This window comes from Lentzea sp. DG1S-22, from assembly GCF_036321065.1.
In the GTDB taxonomy this organism is placed as follows: domain Bacteria; phylum Actinomycetota; class Actinomycetes; order Mycobacteriales; family Pseudonocardiaceae; genus Lentzea; species Lentzea jiangxiensis.
Window position 1 is genome coordinate 300,892 of record NZ_CP143276.1, and the last position, 25,500, is coordinate 326,391.

At 71.7% G+C, this 25,500-nt stretch carries 25 protein-coding genes; 15 read left to right on the plus strand and 10 right to left on the minus strand.

What is annotated here, in order from left to right:
* Positions 1 to 75 precede the first annotated feature (75 nt).
* On the plus strand, positions 76 to 477 hold the full coding sequence (locus tag V1227_RS01480; protein ID WP_329790582.1) for an ATP-binding protein: 402 nt from the start codon (positions 76 to 78) through the stop codon (positions 475 to 477).
* Here V1227_RS01480 and bla read toward each other — a convergent pair.
* Genes bla through V1227_RS01495 form a run of 3 tightly spaced genes read right to left on the minus strand, consistent with a single transcriptional unit; the run spans position 470 to position 5,572 of the window.
* Complete coding sequence (gene bla, locus V1227_RS01485) at positions 470 to 1,378, minus strand: class A beta-lactamase (RefSeq protein WP_329790583.1); 909 nt, start codon at positions 1,376 to 1,378, stop codon at positions 470 to 472. The genes V1227_RS01480 and bla overlap by 8 nt on opposite strands.
* A complete protein-coding gene (locus tag V1227_RS01490; RefSeq protein WP_329790584.1) occupies positions 1,375 to 2,028 on the minus strand; it encodes a GntR family transcriptional regulator in 654 nt (217 codons plus the stop codon). The genes bla and V1227_RS01490 overlap by 4 nt, the downstream gene beginning before the upstream one ends.
* 34 nt (positions 2,029 to 2,062) lie before the next feature.
* On the minus strand, positions 2,063 to 5,572 hold the full coding sequence (locus V1227_RS01495; RefSeq protein ID WP_329790585.1) for a BTAD domain-containing putative transcriptional regulator: 3,510 nt from the start codon (positions 5,570 to 5,572) through the stop codon (positions 2,063 to 2,065).
* A 132-nt stretch (positions 5,573 to 5,704) separates the two neighbouring features.
* On the opposite strand from V1227_RS01495, the gene V1227_RS01500 reads away from it, so the two are divergent.
* The 5 genes from V1227_RS01500 to V1227_RS01520 all read left to right on the plus strand — a co-directional run bounded on the left by V1227_RS01500 (position 5,705) and on the right by V1227_RS01520 (position 10,436).
* On the plus strand, positions 5,705 to 7,078 hold the full coding sequence (locus tag V1227_RS01500) for an extracellular solute-binding protein (RefSeq protein WP_329790586.1): 1,374 nt from the start codon (positions 5,705 to 5,707) through the stop codon (positions 7,076 to 7,078).
* On the plus strand, positions 7,071 to 7,937 hold the full coding sequence (locus V1227_RS01505; protein WP_329790587.1) for a carbohydrate ABC transporter permease: 867 nt from the start codon (positions 7,071 to 7,073) through the stop codon (positions 7,935 to 7,937). Before V1227_RS01500 ends, V1227_RS01505 begins: the two co-directional genes overlap by 8 nt.
* Positions 7,934 to 8,647: an ABC transporter permease subunit gene (locus V1227_RS01510; RefSeq protein ID WP_329790588.1), complete on the plus strand. Its 714-nt coding sequence runs from the start codon at positions 7,934 to 7,936 to the stop codon at positions 8,645 to 8,647. Before V1227_RS01505 ends, V1227_RS01510 begins: the two co-directional genes overlap by 4 nt.
* Before the next feature lie 106 nt (positions 8,648 to 8,753).
* The gene (locus V1227_RS01515) at positions 8,754 to 9,737 is read left to right on the plus strand and encodes an ABC transporter ATP-binding protein (RefSeq protein ID WP_329790589.1); all 984 of its coding nucleotides are present in this window, start codon (positions 8,754 to 8,756) and stop codon (positions 9,735 to 9,737) included.
* A gap of 6 nt (positions 9,738 to 9,743) precedes the next feature.
* On the plus strand, positions 9,744 to 10,436 hold the full coding sequence (locus V1227_RS01520) for a phytanoyl-CoA dioxygenase family protein (RefSeq protein ID WP_329790590.1): 693 nt from the start codon (positions 9,744 to 9,746) through the stop codon (positions 10,434 to 10,436).
* A gap of 59 nt (positions 10,437 to 10,495) precedes the next feature.
* On the opposite strand, the gene V1227_RS01525 is transcribed toward V1227_RS01520, so the two are convergent.
* Both V1227_RS01525 and V1227_RS01530 read right to left on the minus strand, forming a co-directional pair.
* Positions 10,496 to 11,050, minus strand: a complete 555-nt coding sequence (locus V1227_RS01525; protein ID WP_329790591.1) for a DUF4232 domain-containing protein — start codon at positions 11,048 to 11,050, stop codon at positions 10,496 to 10,498.
* 92 nt (positions 11,051 to 11,142) lie between these two features.
* Entirely contained in the window at positions 11,143 to 12,318 is a 1,176-nt protein-coding gene (locus V1227_RS01530) for an SGNH/GDSL hydrolase family protein (RefSeq protein ID WP_329790592.1), read from the minus strand.
* Positions 12,319 to 12,385: 67 nt separating this feature from the next.
* Here V1227_RS01530 and V1227_RS01535 point away from each other — a divergent pair, with 67 nt between their 5' ends.
* Positions 12,386 to 12,931, plus strand: coding sequence for a class I SAM-dependent DNA methyltransferase (locus tag V1227_RS01535; protein ID WP_329790593.1), 546 nt, complete (start codon positions 12,386 to 12,388; stop codon positions 12,929 to 12,931).
* On the opposite strand, the gene V1227_RS01540 is transcribed toward V1227_RS01535, so the two are convergent.
* Entirely contained in the window at positions 12,928 to 13,755 is an 828-nt protein-coding gene (locus V1227_RS01540; RefSeq protein ID WP_329790594.1) for a LysR family transcriptional regulator, read from the minus strand. The two genes, V1227_RS01535 and V1227_RS01540, sit on opposite strands and share 4 nt — an antisense overlap.
* A gap of 82 nt (positions 13,756 to 13,837) precedes the next feature.
* Between V1227_RS01540 and V1227_RS01545 the strand changes: the two genes are divergently transcribed.
* The gene (locus tag V1227_RS01545; RefSeq protein WP_329790595.1) at positions 13,838 to 14,713 is read left to right on the plus strand and encodes an MBL fold metallo-hydrolase; all 876 of its coding nucleotides are present in this window, start codon (positions 13,838 to 13,840) and stop codon (positions 14,711 to 14,713) included.
* A gap of 15 nt (positions 14,714 to 14,728) precedes the next feature.
* Here the strand turns inward: V1227_RS01545 and V1227_RS01550 are convergent, their stop codons facing one another.
* Positions 14,729 to 15,109 (minus strand): MmcQ/YjbR family DNA-binding protein, encoded by a 381-nt coding sequence (locus V1227_RS01550; protein WP_442916439.1) that lies wholly within the window; start codon positions 15,107 to 15,109, stop codon positions 14,729 to 14,731.
* Positions 15,110 to 15,420: 311 nt separating this feature from the next.
* Here V1227_RS01550 and V1227_RS01555 point away from each other — a divergent pair, with 311 nt between their 5' ends.
* Positions 15,421 to 16,155, plus strand: a complete 735-nt coding sequence (locus V1227_RS01555; RefSeq protein ID WP_329790596.1) for a carbonic anhydrase family protein — start codon at positions 15,421 to 15,423, stop codon at positions 16,153 to 16,155.
* A 359-nt stretch (positions 16,156 to 16,514) separates the two neighbouring features.
* Complete coding sequence (locus tag V1227_RS01560) at positions 16,515 to 17,741, plus strand: MFS transporter (RefSeq protein ID WP_329790597.1); 1,227 nt, start codon at positions 16,515 to 16,517, stop codon at positions 17,739 to 17,741.
* Here V1227_RS01560 and V1227_RS01565 read toward each other — a convergent pair.
* Positions 17,648 to 18,241: a DedA family protein gene (locus V1227_RS01565; RefSeq protein ID WP_329790598.1), complete on the minus strand. Its 594-nt coding sequence runs from the start codon at positions 18,239 to 18,241 to the stop codon at positions 17,648 to 17,650. The two genes, V1227_RS01560 and V1227_RS01565, sit on opposite strands and share 94 nt — an antisense overlap.
* A 130-nt stretch (positions 18,242 to 18,371) precedes the next feature.
* Between V1227_RS01565 and V1227_RS01570 the strand changes: the two genes are divergently transcribed.
* Together V1227_RS01570 and V1227_RS01575 are read left to right on the plus strand one after the other, a co-directional pair.
* Positions 18,372 to 19,724 (plus strand): gamma-glutamyltransferase, encoded by a 1,353-nt coding sequence (locus V1227_RS01570; RefSeq protein ID WP_329790599.1) that lies wholly within the window; start codon positions 18,372 to 18,374, stop codon positions 19,722 to 19,724.
* Positions 19,725 to 19,788: 64 nt separating this feature from the next.
* Entirely contained in the window at positions 19,789 to 20,970 is a 1,182-nt protein-coding gene (locus V1227_RS01575; RefSeq protein WP_329790600.1) for an MFS transporter, read from the plus strand.
* Here the strand turns inward: V1227_RS01575 and V1227_RS01580 are convergent.
* Positions 20,948 to 22,063: a hypothetical protein gene (locus V1227_RS01580; protein ID WP_329790601.1), complete on the minus strand. Its 1,116-nt coding sequence runs from the start codon at positions 22,061 to 22,063 to the stop codon at positions 20,948 to 20,950. The two genes, V1227_RS01575 and V1227_RS01580, sit on opposite strands and share 23 nt — an antisense overlap.
* 250 nt (positions 22,064 to 22,313) lie before the next feature.
* On the opposite strand from V1227_RS01580, the gene V1227_RS01585 reads away from it, so the two are divergent.
* Positions 22,314 to 23,195, plus strand: a complete 882-nt coding sequence (locus V1227_RS01585; protein WP_329790602.1) for a hypothetical protein — start codon at positions 22,314 to 22,316, stop codon at positions 23,193 to 23,195.
* Positions 23,192 to 23,722: a histidine phosphatase family protein gene (locus V1227_RS01590; RefSeq protein ID WP_329790603.1), complete on the plus strand. Its 531-nt coding sequence runs from the start codon at positions 23,192 to 23,194 to the stop codon at positions 23,720 to 23,722. The genes V1227_RS01585 and V1227_RS01590 overlap by 4 nt, the downstream gene beginning before the upstream one ends.
* Here the strand turns inward: V1227_RS01590 and V1227_RS01595 are convergent.
* Entirely contained in the window at positions 23,709 to 24,863 is a 1,155-nt protein-coding gene (locus V1227_RS01595; RefSeq protein ID WP_329790604.1) for a metallophosphoesterase, read from the minus strand. The genes V1227_RS01590 and V1227_RS01595 overlap by 14 nt on opposite strands.
* Before the next feature lie 174 nt (positions 24,864 to 25,037).
* On the opposite strand from V1227_RS01595, the gene V1227_RS01600 reads away from it, so the two are divergent.
* Positions 25,038 to 25,427 carry a hypothetical protein gene (locus V1227_RS01600; protein ID WP_329790605.1) on the plus strand — a complete coding sequence of 130 codons (390 nt, stop codon included), beginning with the start codon at positions 25,038 to 25,040 and terminating at the stop codon, positions 25,425 to 25,427.
* Positions 25,428 to 25,500 lie beyond the last annotated feature (73 nt).

Sequence of the window (25,500 nt, forward strand, 5' to 3'; positions counted from 1 at the left end):
TCGCCGTGTTTCGATTTGCGCGTCTGTGGGTATGGAACCTCCTGCCCTGCACGAAGAGGGCGCGGGGAGAGGCTGATGGGAATCGCAGGACGGTCCGGCGAACGACTGGACCTGGTCCTACCGGAGGGGGGCTTGCCGCTCGCCGACGTGCGGGCGGAGGTTCGTCGACTCCTGCGGGGGATGCACGAGAACGTCGTGGTCGACGTGATGGTCGTGGCCACGGAGCTCGTGAGCAACGCGTACCACCACGCCGCCCCGCCGCGGCGCGCCCGGATCCTCTGCCTGCCGGAGCGCGAGGTCGTGCGCGTGGAGGTCGACGACGGCACGCCCGGCCGGTTCCCGCAGCTCGGGCGGATCGGGTTCCTGGGGCGGCGGCAGCGGGGTCTGCTGCTGGTCAACGGCCTGGCGCAGGTGTGGGGGCACAACCGGTTCCCCGACCTCAAGACCGTGTGGGCGGACGTCTCCTCGGTCAGGTGAGGGTTTTGACCACGTAGGCGGCGGCTTCGGCGACGAGGGCCTCGTCGTACTTCGCGTCCGCTGCCTGCTTGCTGGACATGACCGCGATCAGCAGCGGTTCCCGGCCGGGCGGCCACACGACGGCGATGTCGTTGACGGTGCCGTACGAGCCGGTGCCGGTCTTGCTCGCGACCCTGCTCCCCGCGGGCACGCCGGCCCGGACGCGCTTGGCGCCGGTGACGGATCGTTCCAGCAGGTCGTTGAGGAAGTCGCGCTTGTCGCGGGGCAGGGCGTCGCCGAGCACGAGCCGCCGGTAGTCGGTGCCGAGCGAGCGCGGGGTGGCGGTGTCGCGCGGGTCGCCGGGCACGGCCGAGGTGATGTCCGGCTCGACCCGGTCCATGCGGGTCTCGGTGTCGCCGAGTTCGCGCAGGTACCTCGTCAGCTCCGCGGGACCGCCGAGGTCGCGCAGCAGCAGGTTGCCCGCGGTGCCGTCGCTGTAGCGGACCGCCGCGTCGCACAGGTCGCGCAGCTTCATGCCCGTCCCGACGTTCTGCCGGGTGATCGCCGAGCTCTTCATGAGGTCGGCCTCGGTGTAGGTGACGACGGTGTCGAGGTGCGCCATCGGGTTGCGGTGCAGGACGGCCGCGGCGGCGAGGCCCTTGAACGTGGAGCAGAACGCGAACCGCTCGTCGGCCCTGTGCTCGATCGTCCTGCCGGTGTCGCTCATCGCGTACACGCCCAGGCGCGCGTCGAACTTCTTCTCCAGTTCGACCAGCGCGTCGTGCCGCACGGGCGCCGGGCTGGTCGTGGCGGCCGTGCTGGCGGGCGTGGTCGGCGCCGCGGTCCGGGGTGCCGGTGGGGTGGCGCAGCCGGCGAGCGGGAGGAGGGCGAGGGTTTTCAGGACTGTGCGTCGATCCGTCACCCGTCCACCGTATTTGATCTCGGCAGCGCGAGGTGCGCGCGGTCGCTGCGCAGGAAGACCGCCGACCGGGCGACCGCCTGGCCGCGCGGGTCGTGGCTCAGCCACGTGACGGACAGGAGCGGGGTGGCCGCGCGGACCTCCAGCCGGGCGGCGACGTGAGGTGTGGCCAGAGCGGTCGCGCACTGCGGTTGTGCGGCGCTCTCGAAGCCGTAGTTGTCCCTGAGGAACTTCGGCAGCGGGGTGGTGCGGTCGTAGAGCCGGGCGAGGCCGGGGAACCGGGAGGCGCGCAGGGACTCCGACCGCACGCCGATGGGCTCGTCGCCGTGCACCAGCACCGATTCGACGACGACCAGGTCCTGCGCGGCCGGCCGGACCGTGGTCGACTCGCGGGAGGCCAGGTCGCGGACCAGGGCGTCGAGGCCCAGCCGGTGCACGGGCCTGCGCGGTGCGACGGCGGTGCCCCGGCGGCCCGCCCCGCGCACGAGCCTGCCCTCCAGCACGAGCTCGTCCAGCGCCTTGCGGATGGTGGCGCGGGACATGCCGAAGAGGTCGGACAGCACCCGCTCCGGCGGGAACGGCGTGTTGTCCTGCCGTTCGTTCAGCAGGTCGAGGAGCTTGGCCTTGGCCTGGTAGTAGCGCGGGACGGGCACGCCCCGACGCTAGGGCCGGGCGATAACCGGCGACTCATCGTGCTTCTCGCGCGTCCGGCGCGGAGCCGATCTCCTCGTAGATCCGGACGGCCTGCGCCCTGTCGCCCGCCAGGTACGCGGTGGCGGCGTCACGCCAGCGCGACCACGACACCCCCGCGAGGCTTTCCGGGCCGTGCCCGGCGCCGGCGAGCACGATCGGCAGGCCCGCCCCGACGAGCCCGGTGATCTGGCGGCCGGGCAGCGACGTCAGCAGTGCGCCGACCTCCGGCCGTTCCCCCTGGTGGAGCGCGATGCGGGCCTGGAGCACGAGCGGGTGCTGCAGTTCGCCGGGATGGCCCTTGGCCCTGGCGAGGCGCAGCGCCGTGCGGGCGTCCTCGGTGGCGCCGGCGAGGTCACCGGCCAGCAGCCGGACGCGGCCGCGGTCGGCGTGGAGGTGGGACTGGCCGGGGGAGCGGGCGATCGACCCGTCGAGGTTCGCCAGCGCTTCGGTGAGGCGGCCGTCCCAGAACAGCTCGGCGTACTGCGACGAGTCGAGCCACGAGAGCGTGTAGCTGTCGCCGCGGCGCAACGCGTCCACCCTGGCCCCGGTCCTCGTGGCGAGCCGCTCGCCGAGGTCGCCCAGCACGGAGTGGGCGGTGCTCAGGTTGAACAGGCACAGGCTGGGGGAGACCCCGGCCGCGCGGCGTTCCGCCACGGCCTGCCGCAGGTCGTCGAGACCGCCGCGGTCGCCCTGCTCGACCCTGGCCAGTCCCCGCGCCTCCAGGGCGATGGCGCGGTCCTCTCCCGTCGCCGCCGCGAGGGCCGCCTCCGCGGCGGTGACCGCCTCGTCCGGCCTGCCCGCCAGCGCCAGGGAGTGGGCGAGGTGGGCCTGGACGCCGGACACGCGGTCACCGGGGCCGCCCCGCGCGAGGAACTCGATGGTCCGGTCGAGGTGCCGTCCGGCCGCCGCGTGGTCGCCGCGGTGCCACGCGGCTTTCCAGGACGCCCGGGACGCCTCCGCCGCGCCGGCGAAGTCCCCCGCGTCGAGGTGGAGCGCGATGGCCTCGGCCAGCTCGTCGAGGCCGCCGCCGTTCCAGGCGAGGCTCGAGCCCAGCAGCGCCAGCAGCTCGACCCGGTCGGGCAGGCCCGGCGGGCAGACCGCGAGGGCGGCGCGGTAGCAGCGGATCGCGGTGTCCCTCGCGGCCAGCGCACTCGCCCGGCGGCCCGCGTCCGTGAGAGCTGTTCGCGCCGCTCGTCCCATGATGTCGCACGGGCGTCCGGAAGCTTCCGCGAGCCACACGGCTTCCTGGAAGTGGTGCGCCAGCAGGGGAACGTGCTCCAGCGGCAGCGCCCGCACCCACTCCGCGGCGCGGTAGTGCTTCATCGCCTTGGTGCCGCGCGGCACCCGGTCGTAGGCGACGTCGCGCACCAGCACGTGGCTGAACGCGTACTCGGCCTCGCCGACGACGTTGCTGGTGGTCCGGCGCCGCAGGAAGTCGCGCTGCCGCAACACCTCCAGGCAGCGCGAGACCTCGGCGACGTCGCGTTCCGCGACCATCGCGACCGCGCCGGGCCAGACCGTCGAGCCGATGACCGCCGCGTCCTGCAGCACGGCCTTCTCCCGCGGCGGCAACGAATCCAGCCGCGCGCCGATGACGCTCCGCACGGTGTCCGGGAGGGCGTCCGGCGCGCCGTCGCGGAGCATGCGGACGTACTCGCCGGCGAACAGCGGGTTGCCCGCCGATCGCCGCAGGAGCGCCGGCAGGTCGGCGGTCACGTCGTGCCGGCTCAGCAACGCTTCCAGCAGCAGTGTCGTGTCCTCTTCGGACAGTGCGTCGACCACCAGGGTGCCGCGCCAGTCCGGGCGGCGGTGCAGGAGCTCCGGCCGTGCGGTCATGAGCACCAGCAACGGCACGTCGTCGGTGCTGTCCGTGAGATCGTGCAGGAAGTCCAGCAACAGGTCGCCGGCCCAGTGGACGTCCTCGACGACCACGACGAGCGGTTCCGCGGCGAGGTGCTCGACGAACCTCCGCCACGCCAGCAGCACGTCGCCACCCCGCGGGCTCACCCCGACCAGCGCGGACAGCTGCGTGACCAGCCAGGGGTCGTCGGTGACCGCCTCGATCTTCGCGACGACCACGTCGGCCGGGTCGGTGTCGAAGATCCGGGCGTGGGCCCGCACGATCTCGGCGAGCGGGGCGAAGGCGTCGTTGCGGGCGAACGGCGGGGTGCGGCCCGTGAGCGTTCTCCTGCCGGTCGCGAACTCCTTGACGAGCCTGCTCTTGCCCGCTCCCGGTTCGCCGACCAGCGTGATCGCGCTGGGGCGGCTCGCGGTGACCGTTCGGTGGTGGACCTCGGTCAGGTGGGCTGTGTGCCTTGCGCGGCCCACGAACGGCGTGTCGTCGTCCACCGGGGCGAGCAGCCGTTCCGTCACCGGGCAGGTCTTCACCTCGTTCGGGCTCGTGCCCGCGAGCAGGCGCAGGGCGGCGTCCAGCACGGTGCCGCCGACCTCGACGTGGTCGCCGGACGTCACGAGCGCCGGGCCGGTGGACACGGCGGCCGCGGCGGGGTGCCCGCCGGTGATCTCCCCAGCGGCGCGGACCGCCCGTGCGGCGTCGTCTTCCCGGTTGACCGGGGCACCGAACGCCGCGCAGATCGTCGAGCCGAGCGTGGTGACCGTGGTCCCGCCCATCGCCTCGATCCGCTCCTTGACCCGGGCGACGGCGGTTTCGAGTCGTTCGTCGGCGGCTTCGCCCTCTCCCCGCTGGTGCAGGCGGACCACCAGGACGCTGACCTTCTTGCGTTCCAGCAGGGGTGGTGCCGCCGACGTGGTGATCGTCAGCGCCGGGTCCCTGGTGAGGATCGCCCGGTGCAGGTCGGCGAGTTCGCGGCTCGGGGCGATGCCGAGTTCTTCGATGAACCTGTTGTGCGCGTTGCGGTACACCGCCAGCGCGTCCGCTTGTCTGCCGGATCTGCAGAGAGCCAGCATGAGGTGGGCTTGCAGGCGTTCGCGCAGCGGGTGGTCGCGGGTCAGCGCTCGCAGCTCCGGGATGATCTCGTGGTGGCGGCCCGCCGCCAGCTCCGCTTCGAACCTGTTCTCGACGGCCTGGTCGTGCAGGCTGGTGATCTCGGTCAGGGCCGGCCAGGTGACGCCCTCGGCGGCCAGGTCCGCGAGGACCGGGCCCCTCCAGAGGGCCAGGGCCGCGCGGAGGGTGGTGGCGGCCTGGTCCGGGGTCGGGGACCCGGCGGCGTGGCGCAGGGCGGTCCGGAACCGGTGCAGATCGACGGCGGCCGGGTCCGTGTTCAGCTGGTAGCCCGGTTTGCGGGTGGTGATGTCCAGGCCGGCCTTGCGGAGCGCGGAGATCGCGTTGAGCAGGATCCCCCTGGCTGTCGGGGGTTGTTCGTGCGGCCAGATCGCCGTGGTCAGGTCGGTGGTCGGGACCGTGCGGTTCGCGTTGAGCAGGAGGTAGGCGAGGGCCGCCCGGCGGGTGAAGCCGCCGATGTGCTGGTCTCTGCCGTCGAGGTGGACCCGCAGGGGGCCCAGGACGGCGAACTCCGCGGACATTGGTTCGGACCATACCGGGGATCCGCGGTGTGCGGGGTTGCCGCCTTCGGGTTCGCGGGCTTGTGGGCTCGGTGAACCGGTGCCATGTTGGGGGTGACGTACCGGCTGGTCCTCTGGGTGGGGAGATCACGGATGCGGCGAACGGCGGGGCTGCTGGCGGTGTGCGGGTTGCTGGCGGGGTGCCTGGGGCAGACGCGGAGCGGTGATCAGGCGCGCAACGCCGACGCCAGGGAGATCACGCTGACGATCGTGGCCAACGCGGTGTCGGGCGGGAAGAACGCCCGTGGGGCTGGGTGGTTGCAGAACTGGGTGATCCCGCGGTTCACCGAGCTGCAGAAGGCCAAGGGGGTGACGGCCACCGTGCGGTTCGAGCAGAACGGGGCCGGGGACGAGGACTACCGGACCAAGGTCGCGCTCGACCTCAAGACCGGTGGCGGGGGCGACGTCGTCGAGATCGACGGCATCTGGCTCGGGGAGTTCGCGCAGGCCGGGCAGATCAAGCCGCTGGACGAGGTCGTCGGCGACGTGGACTGGGACGGCTGGGAGCAGATCCCCGACGCCGTGCAGGGGCTGGGGGAGTTCGACGGCAAGCGGTACGGGGTGCCGATGGGCACGGACGGGCGCGTGCTGTTCTTCAACAAGAAGCTGTTCGCGCAGGCCGGGTTGCCGGTGGAGTGGCAGCCGCGGTCGTGGCAGGACGTGCTCGACGCCGGGGCGAAGCTGAAGGGGCTGCCGGGGGTCACGCCGATCCAGCTCAACGCCGGGACAGCGATGGGCGAGGCGACGACCATGCAGGGCGTCCTTCCCGCGCTGGTGGGCGCGGGGCGGCCGATCTACGAGAACGGGAAGTGGCAGGGGGATTCCACTCAGCTGAAGGACGTTCTCGAGCTGTACCGGAAGGTGTACGGGGGTGGGCTCGGGGATCCCGTGCTGCAGCAGGAGGCCAAGGGGCGGGACCGGTCGTTCCAGCTGTTCAGCGAGAACAGGATCGGGATCCTGCTGGAGAGCGACTACTTCTGGCGGTCCGTGGTGGAGCCGCGCAACGGCGTGGCCAGGATGGCGGACCGCGACACCGCGGTCGGGTGGGCGCTCATCCCGGCCAGGCAGGCCGGAGCCGGTGTGGGTGGGCAGGACTTCGTGAGCATGTCCGGGGGCGGGGTGCGGGTGATCAACCCGAACACGAGGTACCCGAAGCAGGCCTGGGAGTTCCTGCAGTTCCTCAACTCCGCGGAGGCCGTGAAGGAGTCGCTGGCCGGTACGGCGCAGCTCACCCAGCGGCAGGACGTCAACGACGAGGTGCTCGAGGGCGACCCGATGCTGACGTTCGTCTCGGAGAGGGTCCTGCCCATCACGCGCTACCGGCCCGGATTGGCGGACTACCCGAAGGTGTCCGCGGCGTTGCAGCAGGCCACGGCGGACGTGGTCGCCGGGAGGAGTCCCGACGAGGCGGCCGGTGCGTACCGGGCGGCGCTGGTGAAGGCCGTCGGCGAGGGCAACGTTGGATAGCTCCGGGCTGGGCGTCCGGCGCGCCGCCGCGTTCGTGGCGCCCGCGCTGCTGCTGATCGGGGTCTTCCTGGTCTTCCCGGCGCTGTGGACGTTGTACATCGGCATCACCGACTACCGGCTCACCGGGCCGGCCGCGGCGAACCCGCGGGTGGTCGGGGTGGACAACCTCGTCGAGGCCGTGCGGGACCCGCTGTTCACGAACTCGGTGTGGCTCACGGCGGTGTTCGTGCTGGGATCCGCGGTCGTCGGGCAGAACGTGCTCGGGTTCGGGCTGGCCTGGCTGCTGCGGACCGTGCGACCCGGGGTGCGGCGGCTCGTCGAGGGGCTGGTGCTGCTGTCGTGGATCCTGCCGGGCACGGTGGTGGCGTACCTGTGGTTCGCGGTGCTGAGCCGCGACACCGGGACGCTCGGGGTGCTGCTCGGGTCGCCGGAGACGGCGTGGCTGGTGCAGTACCCGATGACCAGCCTGATCATCTTCAACGTGTGGCGCGGGACGGCGTTCTCGATGCTGCTCTACACCTCGGCGCTGGCCGCGGTGCCGCCGTCGCAGCTGGAGACCGCGCGGCTGGCGGGCGCGTCGGGGTGGCAGACCGTGCGGGACGTGGTGTTCCCGCACATCCGCGGGCACGTGCTGACGAACACGCTCCTGATCAGCCTGTGGACGGCCAACGACTTCACGCCGTTCCTGCTGACCGCGGGCGGGCCGAACCACCGGTCCGAGGTGCTGCCGGTGCTCATCTACCGGCAGGCGCTGGAGAGCGGGCAGCTCGGGTACGCGTCGGCGCTGTCGATCCTGCTGCTGGTGGGCAACCTGGCCATCGCGCTCGTGTACCTGCGGTTGCTGCGGAGGCGCGCGTGAGTCCACTGTGGATCGTCCGCCGGATCGGTTTCTACGTGCTGGTCTCGGTGGTGCTGGCGTTCTTCGCGGTGCCGATGCTGTGGCTCGCCTCGGCGCCGTTCGACGCCAAGCCGGGGCTGGGGCTGCGCTGGCCGGACTGGACCTTCTCGAACGTCGTGGCGACCTTCGAGCACCCGTACGCGCTGACGTCGCTGGGGAACTCCCTGGTGTTGTGCGTCGTCGCCACCGTGGTGACGACGGTGCTCGCCGCGCTGGCGGCCTACGCGCTGTCGCGGGTGCGGATCCCCGGCCGGGACCTGCTGCTGTACCTGCTGTTGCTGCTGTCGAGCGTGGTCACGGGCACGGCGGCGATGGTGCCGATCTTCGTGATGATGCTGCAGCTCGGGCTGATCAACTCGCAGTTCGGCACGGCGCTCGTGATCGCGGGCGGCCTGCTGCCCGCGGCCATCTTCATCCTCAAGGACTTCATGGACGCCGTGCCGCGCTCGTACGAGGAGTCGGCGCGGGTGTTCGGCGCCTCGCCGCGGCAGGTGCTGGCCCACGTGGTGCTGCCGGTGGCGCGGCCGGGGGTGGCGACGATCTTCGTGTGGGCGTTCGTCAACGCCTGGGCAACTTCCTGCTGCCGTTCCTGCTGCTGCGCGACGTCGGCCGGCAGCCGGCGGCGGTGCTGTTGCGGACGCTCTACGACGAGGGCGGGAGTGCCGACCTGACGGTGATCCCGGTGTTCTCGCTGCTGTACTCGATCCCGGTGGTCGTGCTGTACCTGTTCGTGAACAAGCGGTACGGGTTCCGATTCCACGGAGGCATCAAGAGCTGATGGCGAGCATCACTGCCGAGGGCCTGTCGACCGTCTACCCCGGCGGGGTGCGGGCGGTGGACGACCTGGACCTCGAGATCGCCGACGGCGAGCTGTTCGCCCTGCTCGGACCCTCCGGCTGCGGCAAGACCACGCTGCTGCGCACCATCGCGGGACTGCAGGCGGCGACCGGCGGTGCCGTGGCGATCGGCTCGCGGGACATCACCCGGCTGCAGCCCGGTGACCGCCGGGTGGCGATGGTGTTCCAGGACTACGCGCTGTTCCCGCACATGACGGTCGCCGAGAACATCGCCTACCCGTTGAGGGTCCGGGGCGCGGCGAAGTCCGTGCAGCGGGAGACGGCCGCCAGGACCGCCGCCGGGCTGAGCCTCGACGGGCTGCTCGGACGCCGGCCGGGACAGCTGTCGGGAGGCCAGCAGCAACGGGCGGCGCTCGCCCGCGCGGTCGCCGCGTCGGCCGAGGTGCTGCTGCTCGACGAGCCGCTGTCCAACCTGGACGCCCGGCTGCGGCTGGAGGCGCGGACGTTCCTCAAGAAGCTGCAACGGGAGCTGGCGCTGACGACGGTGTTCGTCACGCACGACCAAGCGGAGGCGCTGGCGCTGGCCGACCGGATCGCCGTGATGGACGCCGGGCGGATCCGCCAGCTCGGCACACCGCGCGAGGTGTTCCAGCGACCCGCGGACACGTTCGTGGCGAACTTCATCGGCTCCACGCCCATGAACCTCGTGCCGCGCGGCTCGGAGATCATCGGTGTGCGGCCGGAATACCTGGCACCGGCGGAGGAAGGGCTGTTCACCGGTGTGGTGTCCATTGTGGAGAACCTCGGCGTGACGTCGCTGGTGACGCTGGACTGCGGCGACGACCGGATCGGCTACGTCGTGCCGGAGGACGGCGAACCGCCGGTCGGTACCACGGTGACGGTGAACGCCCCGCCGACGCGTGTTCTGAGCTACGACAGGGAGACCGGCCTACTCGTGAGGTGACGCCCGATGTTCCAGACCGACGGCTACGAGACGTACGAGAGCGTGCTCGCCCCAGACCGGTTCGAGGCGCTGGCGGCGCACTTCGAGGCCAAGCTGGCGGCTCTGCCGCGAGGACGGCGCCCCGAGCACATGGACGTGCCGCACCTGACCGATCCGGCGCTGTTCGAGTGGCTGCTGGACCCGGACGTGCTGGACCTCGTCGAGTCGCTGATCGGGCCCGACATCGCGCTGTTCTCGTCGCACTTCATCTGCAAGCCCGCCGGTGACGGCCGGCCCGTGCCGTGGCACCAGGACGCGCACTTCTGGCGCGACAGCCTGGACCCGGCCGGTGACGCCATCACCGTCTGGCTCGCGATCGACCCGTCGACCACGGAGAACGGCTGCCTGCGGGTGATCCCCGGCAGCCACCTCGCCGCCGCCGAGCACACGGGCAGCGCCGACTCGTTCTTCAACCGGGAGACGGCGGTCGACGAGTCGCTCGCCGTCGACGTGGAACTGGAGCGCGGGGCGTGCAGCGTCCACTCGGCGATGCTCGTGCACGGGAGCCCGCCGAACCGCAGCACTTCGAGGCGGTGCGGCTACACGATGCGGTACGTGCCGACGACCGTGCGGTTCCTGCGGGCGGACAGCCACCGGATCTACCTCGCCCGCGGGCGCGACCACGCCGGCAACACCTACAGCTCGCCCGGGAGTCCCTGAGAACAGTCGAGCTGGAGCTCGTCGCCTTCGGGTGCGGCACCGCCCGATGACCGGCTGGGTCAGCCGAAGGTGAGCACGCCCTGGGCGGCCGGCTGCAGCGTCCCGACCTCGGCCTCGCTGACCTCGAGCGAGCTGGTGTCGGCGATGGGCCGGCCGTCCGTGCCGATGAAGGTGACCTCGGCGGGCGTCGCGCCGGGCAGCTCGGCGGTCATCGACCCGATGGCGACCGAGCCGGCCTCGTCGCCGACGTCGAGCTGCACGCCGGCGAACGCGGTCCCGCCCGGCTCCAGGGTGATCGACGGGCCCTCGCCGGGCACGAGCTTCTGCTCGACCGGGATGGCGGCGAGCTCGTCCGCGGGGGTGGTGAACGAGAGCTTCGGCCAGCCCTGGAACGTGAGCGGCGTCGTGCCCTCGTTCGTCACGGTGAGCAGGCCCAGGCCGGGCTTGCCCTGCAGGGTCAGCTCGGCCTCGAGCGTCGGTTCGCGCTTGTCGGACGCCGTGGCGGACGTCGACGCCGGGGACCGCGGGGTCTGCTGGGCCGCCGGGCCGGGCGTCGACGTCGCGCAGGCCGTGGCGGTGATCGCGAGAACAACGGCGAGAACGGTGACACGCATTGGCTTACCCCTTGGCCGGCCGGTGACTGATGTTGATCATCGCCGAGTAACCGGCCCGTCACGGGGCAAACCGCCGTCGCCCGATCGTGTGGTCAGAGGGTGGCGGTCCGCACCGCCTTCGCCATCGCCTCGAAACCCCTGTCACCGGGGTGCAGGTGGTCGCCCTCGTCGTAGTCCGGCCTGATCCGCTGCGGGTCCGCCGGGTCGCGGACGACCTGGTCGAAGTCGACGACCGCGTCGAAGTCGGGACTGGTGCGGATGAACGCGTTCACGGCCTGCCGCACCGACTCGAGCTCCTCGGTGTAGCTGTTCCAGCCCTTGAACGGTGTGATGGTCGCGCCGACGACCCGCAGGCCGCGGTCGTGCGAGCGCTGGGCGATCTGCTTCAACGCCGCGATGATCCGGGCCGGGTCGGTCTGGTGCGGCGTCTGCTGGATGTCGTTGATGCCCTCGAACACGATCACCGAGCGGACGCCGGACTGGGTGAGCACGTCGCGGTTCAGCCTCGCCGGTGCGCTGGGGCCGGACGAGCCGCCGTCGAGCAGGAGCCGGTTGCCGCTGATGCCCGCGTTCAGCACGCCCAGCCGGGTGTGGACGCGATCGGCGAGCTGGTCGGGCCAGCGCAGGTTCGCGCCCCACGTCGAGTTCGCGCCGTCGGTGATCGAGTCGCCGAGGGCCACCACGCTGCCCTTCAACGTCGACGAGCGCACGTCCACGCCCGAGACGTAGTGCCAGCTCGTCGTGCGTTCGCGGTAGGCGGCCGCGGACTCGTCGGCCGTGTGGTTGCCCTCGCGGGTGAAGTACGAGTTCTGCATGGCCAGCTGGTGGTGCGTGACGGGGCCGCCGGGCTCGGGCGTGTGGACGCTCACGAGCAGGTCGGAGTCCGCCGGGACGGTCAGCGCCACGCCGTCGCTCACCACGTCGGCACCGGGTGGAGCCGTGACGGACCGGGAACCGCCGAACGTGAGCGTGCGCATCGTGCCGGGCAGCGCCAGCGGAGTGTCCGGGCCCGCCGCGCGCGCCACCGTGACCTGGCCGAACACGACGGGCGTGCGGCCGTAGGCGTTGGAGAGGCGGACGCGGATCTCCTTGCCGCCCGCGCTGACGTGCACGATGTTGCGGATCGAGTGGTCGACGTAGCCGTTGTCGGTTCCCGGCACGGCCGAGGACGGCGCTGCCGCCCAGGTGCCGACCCACCGGGGCGGTGCGGCCTGCGCGGGGGAGGCCGCGGCCACGAGCAACGCCACCGCCAGCAGAAGACGCGTCATGTCCTCGACCTTGGCAGCGCTCTCAGGCGTCCGGTAGCCGCCGATCTCCGGATCTATGCTGTGCTGCGTGTGGAACGGGGCGGAGTACCAGCGCAGGTTCGACTCGCTCGCCGAGTCGGGGATGGACGTGCACGGCGAGGCGACGTTCGTGCGCGCGTACGAACCGAAGACCGTGCTGGACGCGGGCTGCGGCACCGGGCGCGTCGGGATCGAGCTCGCGCGGCACGGCATCGAGGTCGTCGGCGCGGACCTCGACGCCTCGATGCTCGACTACGCGCGCGAGCAGGCACCGCACATCACCTGGGTGCGGTCCGACCTGGCCGAGCTCGACCTCGGGCGCACGTTCGACGCGGTCGTCATGGCGGGCAACGTGCCGCTGTTCACCGCACCCGGCACGCAGGACGCGCTCGTCGCGGGCGTCGCGCGGCACGTGGGCGGCGTGCTGGTCGCCGGGTTCAGCCTGGACCGCGGATACACCGCCGAGCAGTACGACGAGCACTGCGCGCGAGCGGGCCTGCGGCTGGTCGAGCGGTTCGCGACGTGGGACCGCACACCGTTCGAGGGCCACGATTACGCGGTGTCCGTCCACCGTCTCGACAGGACAGAGCGCTAGCGGAGCGCGTACGCCTGCGTTGCCGCTTCGACGAAGTCCCTGGTGAGCGGGTCGTCCTCGCGCCACGCGATCAGGACGGGGCTGGGCGGCAGGTCGGCCAGCGGGACGACGACCAGCTCGTCGCCGAGGTCGTGGCCGAGCGGCGCGAGACCGACGGATCCGTTCCACAGCACGGATTGCACGCACTCCTGCACGGCGCGGACGGTCGGGCCACCGCGGGGTGCGCCACCGTTCCAGTAGTCCCGCCAGACCGGGTCCGTGCCCTCCGGGAACCGGAACCAGTCGCGGTCGGCGAGGTCGGCGGTGGTCAGGTGGCGCGACGAGGCGAGCGGGTCGTCGGCCCGCAGCACCGCTCCGACCGGGTCGTGGCGCAGGATCCGGGTGCGCAGACCGCTTTCGTCGAACGGGCCGCGCGTCAGGGCCACGTCGACCTGCCCGGTGCGCAGGCCGCAGGTCGGGTCCGTCAGGTCGGTCTCGCGGACGCGGACCTCGACGTCCGGGCGCCTGCGCCGGAACGCGGCGGCGACCCGCGCCGCGCCGTGGTCGCCGAGCACGCCGACGGTGATCGTCGTCCGGGCGATCTTGGCCCGGATGCGGCCGGCGTGGTCGAGCAACGCCCTCGCTTCGTGCAGCAGCAGGTGGCCCGCGTCCGTGAGCGCGACGCCGGCGGGGGAGCGGTGCAGGAGCGCCGTGCCGAGGTCGTTCTCGAGCTGCTTGATCGCCCGGCTGAGCGGCGGCTGGCTCAGGTGCAGGCGGCGCGCGGCGCGGCCGAAGTGCAGCTCCTCGGCGACCGCGACGAAGTACCGCAGCGTGCGCAGCTCCATGACCAGGCACGATACCCGTCCGGTAGCGGGCGTGCGCAGACGGTCTTGGACGCCCGCCGGGCGGCGCCGGTGAAGTGGGGGCATGAACCTCCCCGACCCCGCCGTCCACGTCTCCGCCGCCGTCGAGGTGGCCGCGGACGTGCTGGTGATCCCCAACGAGCACGTCGGCCTGGTGCCCAACATCGGGATCATCGGCGGCTCCGAGGCCGTGCTCGTCGTCGACACCGGACTCGGCCTCGCCAACGCCTCCGAGGTGCTCGCGTTCGCGTCCGAGGTGGCGCGCGGCCGGCGCGTCCACCTCACGACGACCCACTTCCACCCCGAACACGCCTTCGGCGCCTCCGCGTTCGGCTCCTACCTGGTCAACCGCGCGCAGGCGGACGACCTGCGCCGCAAGGGACCCGGCTACCTGGAGATGTTCCGCGGCTTCGGTGGCGCGGTCGCCGAACGGCTGGCCGGCGTCGAGGTGCCGGTGCCGGACCTCGTGTTCGACGGCGTCCACGCGCTCGACCTCGGCGGCCGGACGGTGCTGCTGAGGCCGACCGGCCGCGGCCACACGCTGGGGGACCAGGTCGTCGAGGTGCCGGACGCGGCCGTCCTGTTCACCGGCGACCTGGCCGAGACCGGGCAGTTCGCGATCTTCCCGTGGTTCCCGCCGCACGACACGGACGTCTCGGGCCTCGGCTGGATCGACGTCCTGGAGCGGTTGATCGCCTCGGAGCCGCGGATCGTCGTACCGGGCCACGGGTCGGTCGGTGGTCTCGCGGTGCTGGAGGACGTCCGGGACTACCTGCGGGAGCTGCGCGACGAGACGTGGCGGCGGCGCTCCGCCCCTGACCTCGCCGAGGTCGTGGCGGAGGTGCGGGCCGTGCTGGTCGAGCGGCACCCGGAGTGGGCGGGGCGGGAGTGGATCGAGCCCGGGGTGGGCTGCCTCTGCTCGGAGCATCTGTCCGCTTGATAACTTCAGTGTTGACTAAAGAAAGTCCTCACCGAGGTGGGCACGGATGACCTTCTTGGGCACGCACATCGTCCAAGCGCCTGTGACGAGCTCCGTCATCTCCTCGACGTCCAGCTCGGCCATGCAGGCGTGCACCCACTGGAAGCGCATGTCGGACCGGCTCGGGAACGCGAACTTGACCGGGTCGCTCGCGACGAGCGCCTCCCGTTCCTCGCGCGGGTGGCCGAAGCCGAGCACCGTCTCGTCGCGGGACAGCGCCGCGTAGACGATCTGGCCGACGCGGAACTTCACCCGGTCGCGGATCAGGTGCTCGGTGGTGCGGGGCAGCGTCAGCGCGACGGCGCGGACGTCGGCGGTGGTGACCATGCCGGAATCCTCCTCGTCGCGCTGTCCCATGTCTCGCTACTTTCAGTGACCGATGCAATTGCAAGCCGTTGGCATTTCCGAATTCGGCAACGGGAACGAATCGGACAATAGCGATCTGGAACTTCGTGGTTCACCATTTCCGTGTCCGGCTCCGGTTGTTGTGGTGACGACTTTTGTTGCTGTTATTGGCGCTGTGAGCTGCGATGATGTTCCGAATTGCACGTTTTGTCTCACTGCTGTCGGAGGTGTTGTTCCAATCGAGACGAGGGAGTTAATTCCCACGTGAGAGCGCGAACACACTTCACTTCCCCATTTCACTCGATCGGGTGAAAAGTGGTGCGATGAACCTCAAGCGTTCCCTTCCGGGGCTTCTTCCGCTCGTGCTCACCGCGTCGTTCTTCGTCGTCGGCTCCGCCGAGTCGGCCACCCCGACGCAGAGCCCGATCAACGTCACACCCCGCGCGATCCGGCTCGACCCGCACGCGGCGAAGCTCGACGTGACCTACGGCCACTCCGCCCTGGAGTTGAAGTACGTCCGCAAGGACGTGGCCAAGACCGACGGCTGCACCACCCGCGACCACGAGGAGACGGAGGAAGCGGAGGTCGGGCCGGGCGCGGGTCACGTCACCGCGGCCGGCACCCGCTACGACCTGGTGCAGTTCCACTTCCACACGCCGTCCGAGCACCAGTTCGGCGGCCGCGACACCCCGCTCGAGATGCACCTCGTGCACCGCAGCGCCGCCGGCAAGCTGCTGGTGGTCGGCGTCCCGCTCGTCGTCGGCTCCCACTCGGTCGTGGACGACGTGCTGGCGACGCTGTCGCCCGAGTGCGGCGAGCCGGTCGAGATCGAGCCCGTCGACCTCAACCGCCTGCTGCCCCCGGGACACCACACGCTGCACTACACGGGCTCGCTGACCACGGCGCCGTTCACCGAGGGCGTCGAGTGGTACCTGACCGGCCCGCAGCACGTGACGGCGGCGACGATCGCCCGCTTCCAGGGGCTGTTCACCACCGGCAACGCCCGTGAGCCGCAGCCGCTCAACGGTCGGACGATCGTCGAGGTGCCGCGGATCTGACGCCGGGTGCTGGGTGGGCCGGTCCCGGATTCGGGGCCGGCCCTTTGGCTTGTGGGGCTTGGTTGGGGAGTGGTGGGGCTTGGGTTCGGGAGTGGTGGAGCCGGCGGTGATGTCCGGCCGGGGCTCTGCGGGGTGGTGGTGGCGCGACTGGGGCGGCGCGGGGTGGTGGTGGCGCGACTGGGGCGGCGCGCGAGGGTGGGGTCGTGCACTGGGGCGGGTTCACGGTGGCGCTGGTGCCGGTATTCCGCGACCGGCGTGTGAGCATCGGCACCGCGCCGGAGGCTTCTGAAGCGCGTCAGAACGACCGTAGGATCGATGCAGTAGCTAACTAATCTGCCCACCACCTGTCTGGGGAAGCCTTGAACACCACCCGCGCCATGACCGCGCTCGCGCTCGGCGGGTTCGGCATCGGAACGACCGAGTTCGCGACGATGGGTCTGCTGCCGCAGATCGCGGAGACGTTCGGCATTCCCGACTACGAGGCGGGCCACGCGATCAGCCTGTACGCCGCCGGTGTCGTCGTCGGTGCGCCGTTGATCGCGGTCTTGGGCGCCAAGCTGCCGCGCAAGGGCATGCTGATCGGCCTGATGATCGCGGTCGCGCTCGGCAACGGGCTCTCCGCGGCCGCCCAGGACAAGACGCTTCTGCTCATCGCGCGGTTTGTCGCGGGGCTGCCGCACGGTGCGTTCTTCGGCATTGCGGCGGTCGTCGCCGCGGCGCTCGTTGCTCCCGAACGGCGTGGCACGGCTGTTGCGCGTGTGATGGTCGGTCTCACCGTGGCGAACCTTGTCGGCGTACCGCTTGCCACGGCGGCGGGGCAGCAGATCGGCTGGCGCACGGCCTACCTCGCGGTCGCGGTGATCGCCGTGATCACCGCGTTGGCGATCGCGGCCTGGGTGCCGCGGGTGCCCAAGGTCGAGGGCGCGTCGATGAAGGCCGAGGTGCGGGCGTTCGGCCGGCCGACGGTGTGGTTCGCGATCTTCACCGGCATGATCGGCTTCGGCGGCATGTTCGCCGTCTACTCCTACGTCGCGCCGCTCACGACCGAGGTCGGCGGGCTGCCGGCGGGCGCGGTGCCGTGGGTGCTCGCGGTGTTCGGCCTCGGCATGACGCTCGGCGCGACGTTCGGCGGCCGGTTCGTGGACCGGTCGGTGACGGGCTCGGTGTTCGGCGGGCTGGTCGCGGTCTGCGTGATCCTCGTGCTGTTCGGGCTCACCGCGACCGTTCCGGTGCTGCTGTTCGCGTTCCTGTTCCTGCTGGGCTTCACCATCCAGATCCTCGCGGCGGCGCTGCAGATCAGGCTGATGGACGCCTCACCCGACGCGCCGTCGCTCGCGGCCTCGTCGAACCACTCGTCGCTCAACGTCGCGAACGGCGCGGGCGCGTGGCTCGGCGGCCTGGCCATCGCGGCGGGCTGGGGCTACACCTCGACGGCGTGGGTCGGCGTGGCCCTGTCGCTGGCGGGCCTCGCGATCGCGGTGGTGTCGGTGTTCTACGAGCGGCGGGCCTTGGACCGCGAGACGACGAACCAGACGATGGCGATGGCCAGCCCGGCGAGCACGACGATGGAGACCCAGCCCAGGTAGCGGTCGACGAGCTCGTAGTTCTCGCCGAGCGCGTACCCGGCGAGGATCAGCGCGGTGTTCCACACGAGGCTGCCGGCCGCGGTGTAGATCGTGAACTTCAGGATCGGCATCCCGGACACCCCGGCGGGGATGGAGATCAGGCTCCGCACCACCGGCACCATGCGCCCGAAGAACACGGCCTTGTTGCCGTGCTTGTCGAACCACTCGTCGGCTTTGTCCACATCGGACGCCGTGACGAACGGGATCTTGTCCGCCGCCTTGCGCAGCCGGTCGACCCCGAGCCACGCGCCGAGCCCGTACAGCAGCAGGGCGCCGACGACGGAGCCCGCTGTCGTCCACAGGATCGCGGCGATCAGCGAGATCTTGCCCTGACCGGCGGTGAACCCGGCGAGCGGCAGGATCACCTCGCTCGGCACCGGGGGGAACACGTTCTCCAACGCGACGGCGATGCCCGCGCCGGGCGAGCCCAGCGCCTCCATCAGGCGGGTGATCCAGTCCATGGTCGTCGAATTACCCGTTTCGCCCGGTGATCCAACCTCCGGCCGGTCGCGCGACCCCGACGAGGCCCGGCCGGCCCGCTGATCGCGCACGGGTCTACCGTTGTTCGCCTTCCCTTCCTGGAGGTAGACCGTGCGAGGCGCGATCGCGGCGGGCCACCCGCTCACCGCACAGGCGGGCGCGGCGATGCTGCGCGCCGGCGGGAACGCCGTGGACGCCGCCGTCGCGGCGATGCTGACGTCGTGCGTCACCGAACCGCTGCTGACCGGCCTCGGTGCCGCCGGGTACATGATGATCGCGCCGGCCGGTGGGGCTCCGGTGCTGCTCGACTTCTCCGCCGAGGCGCCGGGCCGCGGGAAGGCGGGGGACAGGGCGCCGCTCGACCCCATCACCGTCCACTTCGGCGACGCGCAGCAGGAGTTCCACGTCGGGCCGTCCTCGGTCGCCGCGTACGGCATGCCGGCGGGTGCCGCGAAAGCCGCCACGTACGGGCGGGCGCCGTTGAGAGAGCTCGTCGCCACGGCGGCGATGCACGCCCGCGAAGGCCACCGGGTGAACCGGTACCAGGCCTACGTGACGTCGTTGCTGCTGCCGCTCGCCCACAGCGCGGGCCTGAACGCCTTCGAGGAAGGCGAACTGCTCGTGCAGCCCGAACTCGCCGAAGCCCTCGACCGGCTCGGCAGCGACGGCGCCGCGCCGTTCTACACCGGCGACGTCGCGGCCGCGATCGCGGACTGGATCACCTCGCAGGGCGGTGACCTCACGCGCGCCGACCTCGCGGCGTACGAGGCCGTCGAGCGCGAGCCGTTGCACGTGCGGCACCGCGGCCGAGACATCCACACGAACCCGCCACCCGCGGCGGGAGGTGCGCTGCTCACGCAGATGCTGGAGGCGTTGCCGGACAGCCCTTCGCAGCAGGACCTCCTGCGCGCGCTCGCCACCCCGAAGGCGCACCTGAACCGCCTCGGCTCCACCACGCACATCTCCGTGCTCGACGCCGACGGCACCGCCTGCAGCGTCACGACCACGAACGGCGCCGGCTCGGGCATCTCGATCGCGGGGGTGCACCTGAACAACATGATGGGCGAGGAGGACCTGTCCCCGGACGGGTTCTTCAGCCACGCGCCCGGCGACCGCCTGCCGTCGATGATGGCGCCGACCGTCGTCACGCACCGCGGCGGGACCGAGCTCGTGCTCGGCAGCGCGGGCTCGAGCCGGATCTGCGGCGCGATCCTGCAGGTGCTCGTGAACGTGCTCGACCGCGGCATGCCCGCCCAGGGGGCCGTCGACGCGCCCCGGATGCACCTGAGCGGGGACCACCTCCACGTCGAACCGGGAATCCGGCCGGAAAGCGAGCTGCCGGTGACGCGCTTCCGGGCCCCGAACATGTTCTTCGGTGGTTGCCAGGTGGTCGAAATGACCGGATCGGGCCAGCTCAGGGGTGGTGCAGATCACCGCAGGGACGGCGCGATCGTCGTTGTGTGAGATGTTGCCCGCATAATGGGATATTTGGTTTCCTGATTCACCGCTCGACGCGCACGATGGGCGGGTGACGGCACTCAGCGACAGAAGATCCTCGCCGCTCCTGTCCCGTACGTTCCTCCAACTCTCCGTCATCAGCGTCGTGTCCGGCGTGTCGATGGCGTTCGCCCTGCCGTTCAACTCGCTCTTCCTCACGAGCGAGATCAAGGTGACGCCGTTCCAGCTCGGCTTCTTCCTGATCGCGAGCCCGCTCGCGTCGGTCGTCGCCAGCACGATCATGGGCAAGCTGTCCGACGGCCGCGTGCAGCGCCGGTACATGCTCGCCGCGGGCGGTGTCGCCGGTGCCGTCGGCTACGGCCTGTTCGCCGTCCTGCGCGACTACTGGTTCCTGCTCGGCACGTCCGTCGTCTTCATCGCGATCACCGGATCGTTGCTGCCGCAGCTCTTCGCGTACGGCCGCCAGGTCTCCCGGGGACCGTCGATGGTCGTCAGCGTCCTGCGCACGCTGCTGTCGGTCGCCTGGGTCGCCGGACCGCCGGTGGCCGCGCTGCTCGTCGCGAAGACCGGGTGGGTCGGCCTGTTCGCCTCCACGGCCGTGCTGCAGCTCGGCGTCGCGGTCCTCGCGCTCACCCTCCCCGTGCCGCCCGCTCGGGACGAGGAGGCGGAGGCGGTCGAGGAGGTCGCGGGACCGACGCGCGGCAACATGACCGTCGTCTCCGCCGCGTTCCTGTTCCTGCAGGGCGCCGTGGCACTCGCGGTGAGCGGCCTGCCGTTGTTCGTCACGACCGAGCTGAACGGCACGGCCGGCGACGCCGGGATCGCGATGGGTCTGTGCGCGGCGCTGGAGATCCCGATGATGCTGTGGTTCGGCTCGCTGGCGAACCGGATGTCGCAGCACAAACTCGTGCTCATCGGCGCCGTGATCGCGTTGGGCTACCACGGACTGATGGTGTTCACCGACGCCATTTGGCAGGTGATGGCCGCGCAGCTGCTGCACGCCACCGTCATCTCGTTGATCATGGGTGTGGGCATCACGTACTTCCAGAGCCTCGACCCCGGCCGCCCCGGCCACGCCACGACGATGTTCAGCAACACCCAGATCGTCGGCGGCATGGTCGCGGGCGCGTTGCTCGGCGTCTCCCAGGGGCTGGGCTTCCGCTGGGTCTACGGCTTCAGCCTCGCGATGAGCGTGCTCGGACTGTCGCTGCTGCTGGTCGCGGGCAGGCTCACCGCACCGTCGAGGCGGTGACCCGCGGCTTCTCGCCGACGCCGAGGTAGAAGATCCCCTTGATCGTCTCGAAGCCGAGGCTGGGGTTGCGGCGCAACGTCGAGCCGCCCTCCACCGACAGGGAGCCCGTCCTGTCGTTGCTGACGAAGAAGATCGCGCCGCCGCCCTCGTTGGCCTGGTTGTCCTCGATCAGCGTGCCGGCGATCCGCAGTGTGAACGTGTTGCCGTCGTTGTAGATCGCGCCACCGCTGCCGCCACCCGGTGTGCCCGCGCGCGCCGGGTTGGCGCCGCGGCCGATGGCCTTGTTGCCCTTCATCAGGCTGTTGAGCACGACCCACGACGCGCCGATGCTGCTGAGCGCGCCGCCGTTGGAGCACACGCCGCCCTCGAACGTGCTGCCGGTGATGTGGACCGGCTTCTTCTCGGCCCAGTCGGTCACGCGGATCGCGGCGCCGCCGAGGTCGGGACCGGCCGCGTCGCAGCGGTTGTTCGCGAAGCGCGAGTTCACGACCTTGAGCTGGCCGCCGAGCACCAGGACGGCGCCGCCGCCCCCGCCCTCGGCCGTGTCCCCGGTCGAGTTGCCGTCGGCGAGGGTGATGTTCTGGACGACCAGCCGGGGACCGTTCTGCTCGAGCAGCCGGCGTTGTCCCCGGCCGCTCAGCGTGATCCGGCCGCCGCCGTCGAGCACCGTCCTCGCGCGGACCTCCGCGGTCGCGGTCATCGGGATGGTGTGCGCCTGCGGACCGCAGTCGAACGTGACGACCCCGCCCGCGGCGACCGCGGCGACCACGGCCTGCGACGTGCAGCTCGCGGGCGTGCCGGTGCCGATCACGCGGGTGGGCTTCGAGGTGTCCTCGGCGGCGGCCTCGGCCGGGACTGCGGCGGTGCCGGCCGGGTTGCCGAACTTCGCGGCGGGAGCGGGAGGAGCCGGGGACGGTGGGGCAGACGGGGGAGCGGCGCTGCTCGGCGGTGGTGTCGTCGGCACGATCGTGACGGTCTGCGAGGTCGGCGTCAGGGGTAACCGCGGTCCTGCGACGGGGGAACCGGGGATCGCCGTGCCGCACCCCGCCACGAGGGCGGCGAGCAGCACGACGGCCCGTCTACCTGAGGGCATGGCGGGCACCCTAAACGGGCTGCGAGGGCTTGGCCAGCACCTCGCCGGCCGAGGCGGGACCAAGGCGTTCCGCGGGGTGTTCCCCGACCGTGATCGGCCTTGCCGGAACCCGCTCCGGTCCGGTCGTCGTGACGGTGCGCAGACGAACATCGCAACGACCGGCACGGCGTGCGGTGCATTGAGCACGAACGACCATTCGTGAAAGAACCACACGTTCGGGTGGTCCTGCCTCCCTGGCACACTGCGCTCCGTGCCGACCCAGTTCCCCGACGAACCACCGACCGAGCGCCACGTGGCGCCCGACCCGGCGTTGATGGAGGCTGCCCGCGCCAGGGGAGCCGCTCGCTGGGCCGCGGCCGGTGACCGGGCGGCGCGGGAGCAGGAGCCGCCGGCGGACGGCCCGCTCAAGCCGCGCGCCGCCGCGATCGCCGCCATCGTCGCGCTGCTCGTGCTCGGCGGGATCGCGGTCGCGACGTTCGACGGTGACCCCGGCGGCGGCGGGACCGACCTCGCGCAGCCCTCGCACAGCTACATCCCCGGCCTGATCACCCCGCCGGAGGAGCTGCCGGAGGAGTCCGCGCCGAGCCTGGTGCCGACGCAGAACGCCGTGCCGCCCCCCGCCCCTGCCCCGGACACGGGCAGGGCACCCGCGGGCGTCAGGTCGTTCACCACCGGCCCCGGCTGCGGCGGGTTCAGCGGCGTCGGCTCGTACCGCGACGGCCGCAAGGGCTGGGTCGACCACGGCGACGGCCGGTGCGGCTCGACGTTCGTGTCGATCCCGATGTCCGGGGACGCCCGCCGCGACGACAGCTCCGCGTACGGCATGTGGACGTTCGCGGTTTCCGGCACGTGCGAGCTCTCCGTGCACATCCCGAACGGCAACCTCGAACAGGTCGGAGGTAACCCGACCGTGTACTACGTGTTCGACCGCAACGGCGTCGGCGGCACGCCGATGGCGTCGTTCGCGATCAAGCAGGTCGACAAGCGCGGCCAGTGGGTCGTCGCCGGGAGGTTCAAGGCCAGCGGAAACCTGACCGTGCAGCTGCTCACCCGAGGTCAGGACTGGAACGGCGCCGGACCCACCCACGCCCATCACGCCGCCGGTGCCGTCAGGGCAGACTGCACGGCGTGACAAGAGATCTGCACCTGGTCCGGCACGGCGAAGCGACGAAGGACGGGTCCCGGCTGACGGCACGGGGCCGCAAGCAGGCCGAGGCGCTCGCGGAACGGTTGCGGGGCACGGGTTTCGCCGCCGTGCACCACGGTCCGGCCGCCCGCACGGCGGAGACCGCGTCGATCATCGCCGGTGTGCTGCGCGTGCCCTGCCGCGTCGAGGCGGCCGCCGACGACTACGTGCCGCACTTCGTCCCGGACCACGACGAGTTCTTCGACCGGTTCCCCGAGTCCGAGCGCACCCGCGGCCCCGCCCTGGCGCACGAGGCCGAGACCCGGTTCGCACGCCCCGGCGACGGCCCGGTGCTGGTCGTGACGCACGCGTTCCTGATCGGCTGGCTCGTGCGGGACGCCCTGGACGCCCCGCCCGAGCGGTGGCTGGCGCTGAACCACGACCACGCCGCGCTGACCGTGATCCGCTACACGACCGGCGAGTCACCCCGCCTGGTGCGGTTCAACGACGGCGGGCACCTCACCTCGCCTTGAGCGTGAGCAGCGTGATCTCGCTGGGCGCGAAGACGCGCATCGGCGGGCCCCAGAAGCCGGAGCCGCGGCTGGTGTAGAGCTGGGTGCGGTCGCCGTGCCTGCTCAGGCCGGCGACCACCGGCTGCTGCAGCCGCACCAGGTAGTGGAACGGCCAGATCTGACCGCCGTGCGTGTGCCCGGACAGCTGCAGGTCCACGCCCGCCGCGGCGGACTTCCTGACCTCCGAAGGCTGGTGCGCCAGCAGCACGACCGGTGCGCCGGGGTCGGCACCGCGCAGCGCCGTGGCGAGGTCGGCGGCGTGGCCGGGCTCGCCGGAGTGGCTCGCCGTGACGTCGTCGATCCCGGCGAACACGAGCTCGGCGCCGCCGCGCTCCAGCACCACGTGCTCGTTGCGCAGCGCCTTCCAGCCCAGGCGGGTCATGAGGTCGACCCAGCCCTGGCCGTTCGAGTAGTACTCGTGGTTGCCGGTGATGTAGAAGCGGTGCCCGGTGTTGACGTCGCCGAGCGGCTCGGCCTGCTCCAGGCGCTGCTCGGCGGTGCCGTCCGCGATGTCGCCGACGTGCACGGCGATGTCCGCGCCGAGCCCGTTGACCGCGTCGACCACGCCCCGGGACCACTTCGCGCGGTTGATGGCGCCGTAGTGCGTGTCGGTGATGACCGCGATGGTCAGGCCGTCGAACGCGGGGTCGAGCCGGGGAATCGTCACGGCTTGCCGCTTGATCCGGGGCACGCGCATCGCCTCGTACACGCCGTACACCGTCACGGTGACGATGAGGACGGCCAGCAGCACCGCGATGAACCGGGAGCGGAACGGGTTCTCGACCCCCGCCACCGCCAGGCCGATCCGCACCACGTCGGAGATCAGCGTCCAGACGAACGCGATCCAGACGAAGCCGAGCAGGAACTGCGAAATGCGCGCCGCCCGGTCACTGCCGCGCTGCGTGAACAGCACGATCATCGTGATGGCCGCCGCGGCGAACACGACCGCGGCGATCGGGCGGACCGGGTCCGGCCACTCGGCGCTCGCCGCGAACAGCCCCTCGAAGGGCACCCAGAACAGCAGCGTCGTCACGGTGAAGAGGACGAGCGTGAACACCACCCGCCGAACCGTGACGCGGGGCCGGGCAGCGGTGGTCGTCATGCTTCCATCCTCCTGAAAAGGGCTTGGAACTCGTTCAACGCACAACGGCCGCCGTTTGTTCGCTTCCGTCGGCGTAGACGTCCGTCACAGGCGTTCGCGCTGTTCGCGACGCAACCGGCGGAAGCTTCAGGAGTCCTGTAATCAACACCGAACAACGACCTTGGAGTGGGTCACATGATCTTCTACACCGACGAGGAGAGCCGCACCCTGCGCACCGCGGTGTACGGCGCGATGCTGCTGGTCTCGCACGCCGACCCCGGTCCCGTGCTGGAGGAGCGCTTCGCCGGCCTGCGTGCCCTGCGCAACCTCTCGCCGGACCTGCGCACCGTCCTGGGCGGCGCGCGCCCGTCGGTGCCGGCGGGGACCGACGAGGAGATCGAGCCGATCATCCTCGAGGCGCTGCGCTCGTCGATGAAGACGCTGGCCGCCAAGTCGCCGGAGGACGCCGTCGACTTCCCCCGCGGTGTGCTCGCGATCTGCCGTGAGGTCGCCGAGGCGGATGGTGACGTGGTGGACACCGAGGACGCGATGGTGGCGCGGATCGAGGGCGCGCTGGCTCTGTGAGCCCCGGGCCGTTCCGGTGAACGGCCCTGCCGCGGACTCCGCGTCCCACCTGGTGGGCGCTGCTCCGAAAGGT

Coding starts and splice junctions, on each gene's coding strand:
- V1227_RS01480 (WP_329790582.1), top strand. CDS start 76: ATGGGAATCGCAGGACGGTCCGGCGAACGACTGGACCTGGTCCTACCG.
- V1227_RS01495 (WP_329790585.1), bottom strand. CDS start 5,572: ATGTCCGCGGAGTTCGCCGTCCTGGGCCCCCTGCGGGTCCACCTCGAC.
- V1227_RS01500 (WP_329790586.1), top strand. CDS start 5,705: ATGCGGCGAACGGCGGGGCTGCTGGCGGTGTGCGGGTTGCTGGCGGGG.
- V1227_RS01515 (WP_329790589.1), top strand. CDS start 8,754: ATGGCGAGCATCACTGCCGAGGGCCTGTCGACCGTCTACCCCGGCGGG.
- V1227_RS01520 (WP_329790590.1), top strand. CDS start 9,744: ATGTTCCAGACCGACGGCTACGAGACGTACGAGAGCGTGCTCGCCCCA.
- V1227_RS01525 (WP_329790591.1), bottom strand. CDS start 11,050: ATGCGTGTCACCGTTCTCGCCGTTGTTCTCGCGATCACCGCCACGGCC.
- V1227_RS01530 (WP_329790592.1), bottom strand. CDS start 12,318: ATGACGCGTCTTCTGCTGGCGGTGGCGTTGCTCGTGGCCGCGGCCTCC.
- V1227_RS01540 (WP_329790594.1), bottom strand. CDS start 13,755: ATGGAGCTGCGCACGCTGCGGTACTTCGTCGCGGTCGCCGAGGAGCTG.
- V1227_RS01545 (WP_329790595.1), top strand. CDS start 13,838: ATGAACCTCCCCGACCCCGCCGTCCACGTCTCCGCCGCCGTCGAGGTG.
- V1227_RS01550 (WP_442916439.1), bottom strand. CDS start 15,109: ATGGGACAGCGCGACGAGGAGGATTCCGGCATGGTCACCACCGCCGAC.
- V1227_RS01555 (WP_329790596.1), top strand. CDS start 15,421: ATGAACCTCAAGCGTTCCCTTCCGGGGCTTCTTCCGCTCGTGCTCACC.
- V1227_RS01565 (WP_329790598.1), bottom strand. CDS start 18,241: ATGGACTGGATCACCCGCCTGATGGAGGCGCTGGGCTCGCCCGGCGCG.
- V1227_RS01580 (WP_329790601.1), bottom strand. CDS start 22,063: ATGCCCTCAGGTAGACGGGCCGTCGTGCTGCTCGCCGCCCTCGTGGCG.
- V1227_RS01595 (WP_329790604.1), bottom strand. CDS start 24,863: ATGACGACCACCGCTGCCCGGCCCCGCGTCACGGTTCGGCGGGTGGTG.
- V1227_RS01600 (WP_329790605.1), top strand. CDS start 25,038: ATGATCTTCTACACCGACGAGGAGAGCCGCACCCTGCGCACCGCGGTG.